This is a genomic window from Bradyrhizobium diazoefficiens USDA 110 (assembly GCF_000011365.1).
Lineage (GTDB): Bacteria > Pseudomonadota > Alphaproteobacteria > Rhizobiales > Xanthobacteraceae > Bradyrhizobium > Bradyrhizobium diazoefficiens.
Genome location: NC_004463.1, coordinates 2,218,812 through 2,231,895, shown reverse-complemented (window position 1 = coordinate 2,231,895; position 13,084 = coordinate 2,218,812). Strand labels below are relative to the sequence as shown.

General features: G+C 58.2%; 8 protein-coding genes. 6 read left to right on the top strand and 2 right to left on the bottom strand.

The window, feature by feature from the left end; all coding sequences use genetic code 11:
- Positions 1 to 90 precede the first annotated feature (90 nt).
- The 4 genes from BJA_RS10110 to BJA_RS10095 all read left to right on the top strand — a co-directional run bounded on the left by BJA_RS10110 (position 91) and on the right by BJA_RS10095 (position 6,479).
- Positions 91 to 816: a nodulate formation efficiency C protein gene (locus tag BJA_RS10110; RefSeq protein ID WP_236842185.1), complete on the top strand. Its 726-nt coding sequence runs from the start codon at positions 91 to 93 to the stop codon at positions 814 to 816.
- A gap of 1,134 nt (positions 817 to 1,950) precedes the next feature.
- Entirely contained in the window at positions 1,951 to 2,664 is a 714-nt protein-coding gene (locus tag BJA_RS10105; RefSeq protein WP_014497787.1) for a thermonuclease family protein, read from the top strand.
- An 8-nt stretch (positions 2,665 to 2,672) separates the two neighbouring features.
- The gene (locus BJA_RS10100; RefSeq protein WP_026312601.1) at positions 2,673 to 3,416 is read left to right on the top strand and encodes a carbonic anhydrase; all 744 of its coding nucleotides are present in this window, start codon (positions 2,673 to 2,675) and stop codon (positions 3,414 to 3,416) included.
- Between the two features lie 1,896 nt (positions 3,417 to 5,312).
- Positions 5,313 to 6,479 carry a flavin-dependent monooxygenase gene (locus BJA_RS10095; RefSeq protein ID WP_014497789.1) on the top strand — a complete coding sequence of 389 codons (1,167 nt, stop codon included), beginning with the start codon at positions 5,313 to 5,315 and terminating at the stop codon, positions 6,477 to 6,479.
- 822 nt (positions 6,480 to 7,301) lie between these two features.
- Here the strand turns inward: BJA_RS10095 and BJA_RS10090 are convergent.
- Positions 7,302 to 7,949: an FkbM family methyltransferase gene (locus BJA_RS10090; RefSeq protein ID WP_011084858.1), complete on the bottom strand. Its 648-nt coding sequence runs from the start codon at positions 7,947 to 7,949 to the stop codon at positions 7,302 to 7,304.
- A 949-nt stretch (positions 7,950 to 8,898) separates the two neighbouring features.
- Here BJA_RS10090 and BJA_RS10085 point away from each other — a divergent pair.
- Entirely contained in the window at positions 8,899 to 9,213 is a 315-nt protein-coding gene (locus BJA_RS10085; RefSeq protein ID WP_011084856.1) for a co-chaperone GroES, read from the top strand.
- Between the two features lie 82 nt (positions 9,214 to 9,295).
- The gene (groL, locus tag BJA_RS10080; RefSeq protein WP_011084855.1) at positions 9,296 to 10,936 is read left to right on the top strand and encodes a chaperonin GroEL; all 1,641 of its coding nucleotides are present in this window, start codon (positions 9,296 to 9,298) and stop codon (positions 10,934 to 10,936) included.
- 1,239 nt (positions 10,937 to 12,175) lie between these two features.
- On the opposite strand, the gene BJA_RS10075 is transcribed toward groL, so the two are convergent.
- A complete protein-coding gene (locus BJA_RS10075) occupies positions 12,176 to 13,072 on the bottom strand; it encodes a YopT-type cysteine protease domain-containing protein (protein ID WP_011084854.1) in 897 nt (298 codons plus the stop codon).
- Between the last annotated feature and the right edge of the window lie 12 nt (positions 13,073 to 13,084).

Sequence of the window (13,084 nt, the reverse complement as noted above, 5' to 3'; positions counted from 1 at the left end):
AGGCCGAGGGTTATGAAGAGAATGCCTGGAAGACCCGCGCTATGGCTTAGCGTGGTCGGATTTTTAATCTGCCTCGCCTGGCCGGCTGCCATGAGCAATAATATTCGGGCCAGCGACAGTCCCCTTGTCGAACGACTGAAGTCAACTTGGCGAGCGCAAGATGGTGAGACGATAGAACAAATTATCTCCAATGTCTCGAAGGTGGCACAGTTCGTGCCTCAAATGTGGGGCGTTGTTGAACTTGGCCAAAACGACTTTATTTTGGTTTCGTGGACCAGACACCGGGACAACAAATCGGACGAACAGTACGTTATCGCCTGGAAGATCGCCCTCGACGGCACGCTTGAACTTGCGTCGACTTATGCGAAGCCGATGGAATTGGGCTGGCGCGCCCTGGCGCTCTCCCTAATCGCCAGTGAAGTCGCAGATGGCGAAAGGGACGCAAATCTTCGCTTTCTGCATGATCCGGCCAACTTCAACTTTGTGACTACCCCGCAAGGCCGGCTCGGCGATCTTCTGCGGCAGGGCCGCTGCACTATCATTGAACCAGTTGGAGTGGACTACTTACCGAAGCGGAATGATAAACCGGCCGAGAAGGGTGGCGTGTGGCGCGTTCTGCTCTTGGTGAATTGTAGTATCCAAGGACCACGTTATTTTACACACAACGGGGTCATCACTTTCGAGAAGAGAGAAGGACAGGATTGGGAGCCACAATCCTCCTTTGCCAAACGCATCGCGAAATTTCCCCCTGGCTCCTGGTTCCAACGCACCGAGCCAAAAGAAGAGGAAGACTTAGGAGAGCCAAGGCCTGAGTAAACCGCCGCAGAGCAACATCTTGCCGCAGTGGCGGAGCGCCTCGAACCTATTGCAAGACATACGCGCTCTACACTTGCTTTGTTTTAGCATCCGCAACGGTCCGGGTGCCTTTCTCGCAGCAGTCCGTCCCGTCGCAAGAAGGTCGGGCCGCGCGATTCCGTTTGTTCCGCCTAGTGTCAGCGGCGCGCACGAGCTTGCGAGATGTGGTTTTCCCGCCTTCACTCCACCCGGTGTGAGGACATCAGTTTGCGTAGCAACGTCGAAGGCACCAGGAAATGAGTGCTGAGACGAAGCCGGCGAGGAAGTTACCGGAAACCGTTCACCGGTAGCAACCCAGCATACCGCTGGGCGCTTGCGCATTTCGGAGCGTGCAGACCGGGAAGCTCAGAGCCGTACGCAAGAACGTCGAGGACCAGACTGGCTCGGCCCTAGCTTATCTGGCACCCATTCGTCTGCACGTCATAGATCCGGATTTCGAAGCATGGAAAACACTTCTATAACTGTGCTCCACCTGCCCTGGTCGACATCAACGATCATCCTGCCGGGCGGAAAAGGCATCGGATTTGCGCGGTTTGCTCGCGCAAGGAGCTAAGTTATGCGCGGGCGTCTACGCTGAACTCCATTGCGTCTTCTTCTAAATCGGTCAGAGCGAGCCAGACAAGATTTTTCACATCTTTTCGTGTGAAATGCGAAATTTCATCGCAGAACCGTCGGCAGCGGCAAGATTGCCGCTGGGAGCCGTGGCCGACCAGAACAAGGTTGCTCCTCAACGCCTGACTCCACCGCGAGCGCCGGCGCTTCATAGTCGGTCTCCTTTTTTGCAAAACACAACATTCCGGGGTTCGGGTTTGTTCAGCATCGCCCGTTCGGCCCGCCCGCGAGGATTTCCCCCTCAGGTGGAGGGTACAGCGCGGTCCTAGTGAGAGAGCCGATGCTCGAAGAATACCGCCGCCCGCCCCGAAGAAATCACTTGATCCTTACGCAGCGTCAGGCCGTAGGTTCGCGTTCCGGCGAAGCGCTCATAGAGCGCTCGGAAATGCCGGCGGAATAACGCACATAATGCTGTCAAGCAGTCGAATGTATCGGCACCGTATCGTGCGTGAAACGTGGATCAGGAGCGAAAGGTTATTGTCGGTGAACCGCGGAATTATGTTCGCATTGCTCGCTCTCGTCACATCTCCGGTCTGCGCCGCGACGCTCAGCGGTGCTCCGCGCATCCTCGACGGCAATACGATCGAGATCGAGAAAACCAACGTTCGGCTCTCAGGCATCGAAGCTCCTGAGACGGACCAGATTTGTCTCGACACCAACGGTCGCAAATGGGCCTGCGGCGTAGCTGCTCGCGACGAGCTTATCAAGCATTCAAATGGGCGAACCTGGGATTGTCACACCCAGAGAGTCGATGAGTACAGACGAGCCCTCGGTAACTGCTTCATCGAAGGCGAGAATGTGAATGTCTGGATGGTACGCTCGGGCTGGGCACTATCGGCTGCTGCATCTCACGCTGTCTATGAGTTGTCGGCAAGCACAGCCCATGCCGGACTGTGGTCGGGAGCGTTCATCGCTCCGTGGGACTGGCCTCGCCGCAATAAGGGCACGATGATCATCGGCGCGTGGTCGGTTCCGATCGACGCGCAGGAAGTACTGCTCGGATCAGTCCTGCTGTCGGAACCACCGTCCCCCGAGTGCCTGATAAAAGGCACTGTCGAGCGCAGCGGCGAGCGGATTTATCACCTGCCAGGGCAAGCCAGCTACGAACTAATCGATATGACGAAGAAGCGCAGCGAACGCTGGCTTTGTAGCGAAGCGGAAGCCGAAGCCACCGGGTGGCGTAAGGCCGTGCGATGAGGCGACACATGCATGCAGCCAATTCTCCAAATATGAACCATTTAACCAGCACTGCGCGTTCGCGCCGTTCGCTGTTGTTGTTTGCTGCTTCGACAGTTTTCCTACGATTCGGCAATAAAATTGCCGATGCAAGGGAAGCAAAAGGCACGCCCAAGCCAGATAACCTGCTGTCGCCAGATGCTGCCCTGAAGCGGCTGCTGATGGGAAACGATCGTTATGTCCAGGGTACATCGCGAGCCGACGATTTCAGGCGCGAGCGTTCGGCTTTGGTCGAAGGCCAAAATCCATATGCGGCGGTTTTGAGCTGCGCCGACTCTCGCGTGGCGCCCGAACTTGTGTTCGACAGCGGGCTCGGTGATCTGTTTGTCTGCCGCGTCGCCGGCAACTTCGCTAATGATGATACGCTCGCCAGTATGGAATATGCGGTCGCAGTACTGAACACGCCGCTAATCCTCGTACTAGGCCACGATCATTGCGGCGCGATAGACGCTACGATCAAGTCGCTCCATCAAGATAAGCCGCCGCCAGGGCACATTTCATCCCTGGTGACCGCACTTGCTCCCGCGGTGAACGCATCTCTAGGGCAAGCCGGCGATATATCCGCCCACGCAACCCGAAAAAATGTGATCGACAATGTGAACAAACTCAGATCGACGGGCCCGATTCTGACGGCTGCAGTTGAGCAGAACCGGCTGAAAGTCGTCGGAGGCCTGTATCGGATCGGCACCGGTAAGGTCGATATTGTCAGCTGACGCTAGCACATTCACACCCGAGGCGAATCATCTGCCGTGTGATACGGCCCTTCCGTTCCGCTGTTTGGTCCACCGTCTGCGACAAATGCCCCGGATACCATCCGCTCCATAATAATGATCACTTCGGGAAGTCCTTCGGTATGCGTGGCGTCTTGATTCTCCTCATGTTCTACCTACTCATGTTAGCAACACGCGGCGAGCATCAAGAAACGCACCTAACGCGTCCGACAGCGTTCATGCCTCCATATTGAGTTGCAAACCCAATAGCGTGGTTCCGGTAGCAGATAGCGATGAAGCGCATTGCCTGGCTGTGAACTCCAGAGCCGGCGACGATCCTGAGATCTTCTAGCTCCGATCGAGCACGCCATGAATGGTGTTGCTTTATCACCAAGCTCAGCCAGGGCTGCAGATCACATAGAACAACCAGCAGGACTGCCATCATTCGTTATGATAGTCTCGTTCGCCGCCAAGGACCCGGCCCGCAATGATAAGGCCGTTGAAAGCATGGTTGTTTTCACCACGATCTCGCATGCGCTGCCTGATATTGCACACAGTCGCGCGACCCGCCCGCTTTGGACAATTTACTATCCGTCCTCCATAACGAGTTCGACACGAGACGAAACTGGCAGCTCGCAAATTGCATAGCGTGTACGCGAAACCCATCAGGTTGTTAGTCGCTGCGGACACAGTAAGTTGTGCCAGATTTGTCCGCCCAGGCGAATACCAGAACAATGATTCAAATGTTGCGCACCGCGTCTGCCAGCCAGAAATCATCTAACAACCGATAGATTTGGCAAGCAAGCTCTTCAACCACGGCGTCGCTCAGTAGGAAACAGAAGACTAGCTTCAGAACGTGGATCCCTCATCAGTCGTAACGCTCGTGGCGCAGGCATGCTGCGCGAATTTGGCAAGCTCGGCCAAAATCTCAGCATTGGAAAACCGCCGAAGAGGGAGGCGCCGGCGGCTGCAAAAGAGGTCGACAGGTCAGAATTCTGCCCGAATTTCTTGCGTCCTGTAGGACAGAAGGTAGACGGCTCGTGTGCTGCAACGAGCCTCCTAAGCTCCCCGGGGCCTCTTCGAAGCGCGCCTTGTCTTTGCTTGCATGAGCCGGGTACTCTTGCAGTGCCTCGAACAGATTTGATCGCGTAATTCAGCGTCTTGAGCTCCGTGCGTTTGCTGAACACCAGCTGTCTGGAGGTCCGCTTCTAACCAGGCGCTCCCCGCAGTCGCACGAACAGCTATTGGGCTGTTGGTAGCATCGGGAGATCGGAGCGGGTCTTAATTTTGGCACTAACGTTGAATCTGGCCGGTCGGCGATCGAGGTCCGCTTCTGTCGGTTTGCTTGCGGCTTGTTGAGTCAATGACATTGGCGGAAAGTATACACGAAGACACGAGCATGTGTGGCACGGCGCGGCGGAATGATCTCGCGAGATTCGGACAAGGCCGGCAGACATGCTTAATGGCACGCCGATTGCTGAGACGATGGAAAACTAAGTCGCAGGCTTGAGCGCCCTCCCGAGCATAGCTCAGGAACTCCAAACTTGGCTCGACCCGGCTTGTCCGACGTATGAGCACACGTCCATGGAGAAGACATGACATCGCATGCCCCCCCGACCAGCCGCCGGAGATCCAGCCCGGCAACCACGGGCCGATGTCGCGCCGCCGTCTACCGGCTGTTTTGCCGGCCAGCCTCCATGCAACGGCAACAGCTACATCTCAGTCTGGCTTCCCGGCCCTTAAATTGGGAAGCTACCGTGCGCAATCTCATGCAAGCGATATCAACTGCGACAGCTCTGAGAATGTCCTCCAGCCGGTATCGTATCACCCAGCTTCGCCCCGTGCGCAGTCAATGGCTGACGCACGACCATGGTCGGCACAAGACGCGGAGGACGATCTATGAACGCTTCACCCGAAAAGCAATGTCCTGTATCCCACACCGCGGCTGCGACCTGGGATAATCTGTCGCCGCTACTTGTCGAGATCCGTGCGCGTCGCAACGAGTTTGGCCCCGCGCAGGAAATTCCAAAAGAGATCATCGACGGCTTCAGGCGCATCGGTATCTATCGGGCTATGGTCGCGAAGCGATTCGGCGGCGAGGAGCGAACACCAGCCGAATTTTGCCGCCAGATCGAGCGCATCTCCGAGGCCGACGGATCCGCCGGTTGGGTCGCCAGCTTCGGGGATGGAGCTCGCTACCTCGCTGCTCTTCCGGACGACACGCTTCGAAAAGTGTACGCCAATGGACCTGACGTCGTATTGGCGGGTGCGCTCTTCCCGCTCCAGCCCGCCAGGCGATGCGCCGGCGGATTTGTCGTGAACGGCGTGTGGCCATTCGCTAGCGGCTCGCCCGGGGCGGATTTGATAGGAGTTGGTATAAAACTGGAAGACGATCCGGCCGGAGACCTCCCGCGTGTAGCGGTGATTCCGGCAGAGAAGGTGACAATCCGGCCCAATTGGGACGTCATCGGACTACGAGGCACCGGAAGCCACGACGTTGTCGTCAGCGACGTCATTGTGCCAGAGCAATGGACCTTGATCCGCGGCGGTCCGGCAACACTTGATGGGCCGATCTATCGTTATCCGTCCGTCGCTTTCGCTGCGCAGGCGCATGCGGTCGTCGGCATCGGGATTGCGCGAGCCGCAATAGACGAGGTGATCGCCATGGCCGGAAGCCGCGCCTCGATCACTGGAGCGCCCGTGATGGCTGAGCGCGGCTATGTCCAACTTGAAATCGCCAAAGCCGAATCTATGCTACGTTCCGCTCGTTCCTTCTTTTACGAGGCCACGGAAGAGCTGTGGAAGCAAGCGCTCACGGGCGGGGTAAATCTGAGCACCACGATGCAAGTGCGGCTCGCCGCGACGAACGCCGCGCGGCAGGGCGCTGAGGTCTGCAGGATCTCGAGCGGTCTTGCTGGAACTGAGGCGCTCTATACCAGCAGCAACCTAGCACGCGCCATGTGCGACAGCTTCGTGGTTGCCCAGCACGCAGCTTTAAACGAGGGAACGCTTCAGAGTGCTGGCCTCGCCCTGCTCGGAACTGCAATACAGCCCGGCTTTCCATGAAGTAAAGGGATCAGGCGCGGGCAAACCACAGGCCACGCGAATGGATTGCCGAGCGGGATCGACCTGAATTTCTGCGCAACGGCAACCCACGAACTTTCCAAATCACCGAGCGACGGGGCTCGACTCTCACGGGCTGTGCCGCCTGGGCGCACCGTGCAGCACTGCACGGCGCAATATCCTGGCACTCAACCTTGCGCTTATCGATGCGGCACGCCGACACTGGCAAGGGCAGTACGACATTGATGTGAAGCGTACCGTGCACCTCCATCGGAATGATGGATCAATCTGGCTCTTGGCCGCGGCTGGCGGATCGGCATCGACGGCGCGGAAGAGACGCTGCGGCCGCATGAGATCGCGCATCGCCTAACCGGCCATCTTCCGGCTGAAGAGACCCATGTCAGCCCTCCAATACAGCCAGCCCTCTGCCGTTGGGATGGAGTGACATTAGCAAGCTAGACCGGTTTGGGGCGCGCCGATGAGGCCGCGCGATGGTTTGGCGTGATCGGCAGTAGATCCTGGCGACTGCCGGTAGAGCGGAACCGACGAAGCGACGTCATGAATGTGCGAACGCCTTGCTGCTACATCGGCTGTTCGATCGCCACGGCACCACGGCCTTAGCTCCTCAGGATCGGATGGACCCGCTGACTACCATGGCGCTGGCCGCTCCCTATGGACCGGCTGGCGTTCACGCCGGCTCGAAACCGCACACCAATCGGGCTAACGATAGCCGCCCGCCTTGACGATCACCGTTGTGCAGCTACGGCCATCACAGAGTACGCTGATCAGGCGCTGCATGAATGAGACGCTAGATCTGAGTAGCTGCTAGACACGCGTATTCCTGAGCAATACATCACCTTCCACTGCGCGCGGATAGTGAGCCGCCACTTCAAATGATGGCAATGAGCTAAGAATGGCTTGCAGGCTCAACTGCCCTTCGTAGAGCTCGCGATCACTATATTCGGTGTAGATGAAGCGCGTGTTGCTCAAGGTCCGCATGCCGCCGGCGATAACGTCGGCTTCGGCTCCCTGAACGTCCATCCAGATGAAATCGACTCCGTCCAATTTGGCTTCGCTGCACCAGTCGTCCAGCCGCCGTGTTTCAACCGAGACAGGCCGATCAAACCGGACCCAATCATACTCGGTAAGATGGTTCTTTGGGCGGCGTATTGAGCCGGACAGGTCCCAATCTTTCGCATCCCCATCTGCATTACTCGGATGGAAGTCGATCGTCCCGTTTCGGTCGCTGATGGCGATTTCTAGCAGCTTCACCTTATTGAGGGATGGACCAAGCTTCTTCTTGAAGCGCGCGATCGCTCGGGGGTCGGGCTCAAAGCAGTAAAGCTCGGGTTGCGGGCACAGCTCGAGGAACTTTTGCGTATCAGTCCCATCATTGCAGCCAATATCCAGGATGACGGGATTCGGCTTCTGCAGAAGTGAGACGATGTGCTGATGTACTTCTACGGATGACACAGATGCTCTTCCATGGTGCGCGGAGATCGGATGAATTTTGACTTGGAAGTCGATCACACGCCGGAAGCAGCTGCACAACGTATATCAAGGTATATTGCTCTTAAATCCGCCAATCCCTTCGATCCTCGACAGCTGTTTGGATGCCATCGACATCAAAAGGAGGGAGTCTATCGAGCACCTCGCGATGCAATTCTCGACCCTATCGCCGGAAAATGCGGCCTCAGTGAGTTAGATCGCCGTCCTGGCTTTTCGCCGGCCGAAAGAACGCTTTCGTTCAAGCGCCACCTGCCGGATATGATCTATGGCACGTGCCGAGTAGAGTGGCCCCTCGTGCATAGCAACAGCCCCTCATCTCGATGACAATTGCGCAAAAATGCGCGCTCTCGGCTCATGGCCGCCATCTCAGATAGTAGCTCCCGGCACTCTCTTCCGCGGAAACGCAGGCGAGGAACGCAACCGTGAAAGCACAGCGGTACGCGATGTCCGGCGCAATCAAGCTTTCGCGGCACGTGCAAATTTCTTCAAGTGCTGCCGGCACGATGACCAGGGTGAATTCAATAGGGTTTGAGCGCCGCCGATGGACACCGCTTGTGGACCGCACGCTTTGTCCGCCACAGCTGCTAGATGGTGCCGTCAGGCGATCACGTGCAATGCCGGCACCGCCGCCAACACGCGCAGTCTTTCGAACTGTCCAACGGCCCCCGGAGCAGCGTTGAAGTGTTCCCGGGATCAAAGCAGTATTCGAAGAAACGCAATGTCATTTTCACGACAGCGGGCGGGCTGGTGCACCTCTACGCGTTTGCTTCTGGACAACACACGCGCAGCCGCTGAATGCTTCAGCGGAACTGGAAGGGCAGATCGCTTAGCGCATTTCTGGCCTGACTCTTGCTACGGGCTGCTTGTCACATTGTGCTTAACTCCAACTTGTTCAGACGCTCAGGAGACCTCTATGAAATTCCGTCCGCTTCACGACCGCGTCGTGGTCAAGCGTATCGACGCAGAAGAGAAGACCGCCGGCGGCATCATCATCCCCGACACAGCCAAAGAAAAGCCATCGCAGGGCGAAGTCATTGCAGTTGGCCCGGGCGGCCACGATGATAGCGGCAAGCTAATTCCGATCGACATCGAAGTCGGTGATCGCGTGCTGTTTGGCAAGTGGTCCGGCACCGAGGTCAAGATCGATGGGCAAGACCTGTTGATTATGAAGGAGAGCGACGTGATGGGTGTTCTCACCGATGTCTTCTCCAAGAAGAAAGCCGCCTAATTCACAGCAAAGCTCACCCCTCCTGAGGAGAGCCCATCGGGCGCGCCAAAGGATGACTTAATAGGGACTGAAGGAATTTTCTATGTCAGCCAAAGAAGTGAAGTTCGGAGTAAACGCGCGGGACCGTATGCTGCGCGGTGTCGACATTCTCGCCAACGCCGTGCAGGTCACGCTCGGTCCGAAAGGCCGCAACGTCGTGCTCGACAAGTCGTTCGGCGCACCTCGAATTACCAAGGACGGCGTTGCCGTCGCCAAGGAGATCGAGCTCGACGACAAGTTCGAGAACATGGGTGCCCAGATGGTGCGTGAGGTCGCTTCGAAGGCTGCGGATGCTGCTGGCGACGGTACCACCACCGCGACCGTCCTGGCCGCTGCGATTGTGCGAGAAGGCGCCAAGTCGGTTGCCGCCGGCATGAACCCGATGGACCTCAAGCGCGGTATCGACCTTGCGGTCGAGGCTGTGGTTGCGGACCTTCAGAAGAACTCCAAGAAGGTCACCTCGAACGACGAGATCGCCCAGGTCGGCGCAATTTCGGCAAACGGCGACCAGGAGATCGGCAAGTTCCTCGCCGACGCGGTGAAGAAGGTCGGCAACGAGGGTGTCATCACGGTTGAAGAAGCCAAATCGCTCGAGACCGAGCTTGACGTCGTCGAGGGCATGCAGTTCGACCGCGGCTACATCTCGCCCTACTTCGTCACCAACGCCGACAAGATGCGCGTTGAGATGGACGACGCCTACATCCTCATCAACGAGAAGAAGCTCTCCTCGCTGAACGAGCTGCTGCCGCTGCTCGAGGCCGTGGTGCAGACCGGCAAGCCGCTGGTCATCGTCGCCGAGGACGTCGAAGGCGAAGCGCTTGCGACCCTGGTCGTGAACCGTCTGCGCGGTGGTCTGAAGGTCGCGGCCGTCAAGGCTCCGGGCTTCGGCGATCGCCGCAAGGCCATGCTGCAGGACATCGCGATCCTGACCGGCGGCCAGGCGATCTCGGAAGATCTCGGCATCAAGCTCGAGAACGTCACGCTCAACATGCTCGGCCGCGCCAAGAAGGTGATGATCGACAAGGAGAACACCACGATCGTCAACGGCGCCGGCAAGAAGGCCGACATCGAGGCGCGCGTGGCCCAGATCAAGGCGCAGATCGAGGAGACCACCTCGGACTACGACCGTGAGAAGCTCCAGGAGCGTCTCGCCAAGCTCGCTGGCGGCGTCGCGGTGATCCGCGTCGGCGGCGCGACCGAGGTCGAGGTGAAGGAGCGCAAGGATCGCGTTGATGACGCGATGCATGCGACCCGCGCGGCGGTCGAGGAAGGCATCGTCCCGGGCGGCGGCGTCGCCCTGCTCCGTGCTTCCGAGCAGCTCAAGGGTCTGCGCACCGAGAACGACGACCAGAAGACCGGCGTCGAGATTGTGCGTAAGGCGCTGTCCTGGCCGGCCCGCCAGATCGCGATCAACGCCGGCGAGGACGGTTCGATCGTGGTCGGCAAGGTCCTCGACAACGAGCAGTACTCTTTTGGTTTCGACGCCCAGACAGGCGAGTACAGCAACCTCGTTTCCAAGGGTATCATTGACCCGGCCAAGGTCGTGCGCATCGCGGTCCAGAACGCCTCTTCGGTGGCCGGGCTGCTGATCACGACGGAAGCGATGGTTGCCGAGCTGCCGAAGAAGGCTACGGCTGGTCCAGCAATGCCTGCGGCCCCCGGCATGGGCGGTATGGACTTCTGATCGGCCTCCTTAAATTCTCGATGGCATGCAAAACCCTGGCGATAATGTCAGGGTTTTTTGCAGCGAGCGGTCTGTAGCCTGCCAGTCGACGAAGAATACAGCCCATGGGCCTATCGGCCTATCCATGTGCGCGGCGGCAGGCCCCGGCTCAACTTGCTTGTGACCGTTCCTTGGCGGCGACAGGACCGCGTCCGGCACGACGCGCTGAGGGGATGGAATGTGTCTATGCTAACGATATTTTACGTTGGTCGTCCACTAGGCAGATGGCTGGGTGCTAGGCAGCAGGGCATGAACCCGCGCAGGCGCTTTCGCCGGATGCATGCCGTCGGGTTCGTCAGCTTTTGGACAGCTATTCGGTGTACAATGACTCTTGAAGTTAGCGGCGCGTGGTAGGGACAGCGCTCGCCCCGAGTATGCGTGGGGATTTCGGCGCCGAGTCACGCTCCTGCTAACTTCAACCAGTCGCGCATGCGCGGCAGAGACAGCGTCTGATCCATCCACCCGACCAGCGCCCCCGCTGCTTCCCGCGTAATCGGATCCACGCTACCGGGCGCCGGTCATCCGAATTAGCTAAATACCCCCCATGCGAGCGCTCCGCGCAGGAACTCCTCGTCCAAACTTCGCGATGTCACTCGCACTATTCGGCACTTTAATCCGTGAAAGAGTGCTCCAGCTCGGCGCACAATTCCATTGAGAAGCTTGGAACAACACAGCGCTGCAATATCACTGAGTCAGATCGCGGATGAGGTCCTCACCGAAGCCGTCAATCAAGTCCAGCGACGAGAGAAGGCGGATTGTCGCGGAGCTCGTGGCGAGCGATGACTGGCTTTGAGGCGCCGGTGCGACGGCAAGCCGATGCCCCCGGCAGCAGCTATTTGGTTGGTGAGCTCACTATAAAAGCGGCTGGCGGTGATTCCGAAGCAGATCGGCTCCAGCTAGTGCCGACTCTGTGGATGCTTGGTTGCCGACCGGCCCCCTGAGCGCGATTGGGCGTCGGGTAACGCAACCCTACGAGGAGGTTAGCCTAACGGGCCGCCGGTCCGGCCTGAGAGGAAGCGCAGGCGATTGCTCTGACACGCGATGGCGCGGGGCTCACAAACCTCAGTGACCGGCGAACCTATGTCGCTAAACATTCCCCTCTCTGCACTACTTCCAGAGAACTTCCATCGAGAGCATCGATTGAACATCCACAGAAACCGCGGCGGGTGAAACAAGGCGGGCGATGCGGCTGCCTCGTGTCTACCGATGAGGTTCCGCGCGCGGGAATAGGGCAAGGTCCGTTGCATTGGGATGCCCATACCTGATCCTTTGTGTGACGACCGCCGAAATATCACGTTTGTTCAGGGTGCTATAGCGCTCGGCAAGACTCTTAAACAACCCTCCGACCCGATCTGACGGAACAGTAAATTCGCCATAGTTAGGATCAGAGAGGATCGTCGTTCCATTCGACGTTGCCGTTGCAATCGTGTGGGTGCCGGCGCCAGGTTGGACGAATTTCAAGCTGACCAAATGGACGGATGGATCCTGCGCAAGCTCGTTTACGATCTTGTCGATGCACGAAGATGTACCAAACCTATATCGCGTCTCTTCAGCAGATGGTTCTAGGCCGGCGTCACGCAAGATTGTGCTTTTTGCCTGGAAATTGTGAGACCCTTCCGCCTTATCCTCTTTCAATTGAGTCTTAAGCTTTTCAGACTGTTCCTGCCGTCTTGCCGCCGAGCGGTGATTTTCCGTGCCCGGGAGCAGAACCCCCATTCGGGAGGAAGCGCTGCTTGGGAGATCAAGGAGCCACTCCGCGGCCAATCCAACACAGATTCCACTGACATTGGCTTGGGGCAATTCCGCCGTCCTGTAATCGAACAGAGGACGGACAGGGCTAGTGGCAACGGATAACTCGGAGCTGGAGGACAGAGAGGATGTGCTGAGGCCCGAGGTGTTTGAACTATCATCGATTGCATCTGAGGTATGCGGCTTGCTGAAGCAGAGCCCCATTCTATCGAACAATTCGCCGGGCGCCAGGCTCTCCAGCCGCGCGATTTCGGTGAGTGTTTGGGCACATTCGCTACCGTCTGCGGGCCAACTCGATTCCTCAGCTTGCTCAGTATGTGCGTATTCGCCATCGACTCGATTATACATGCTGGTTCACCG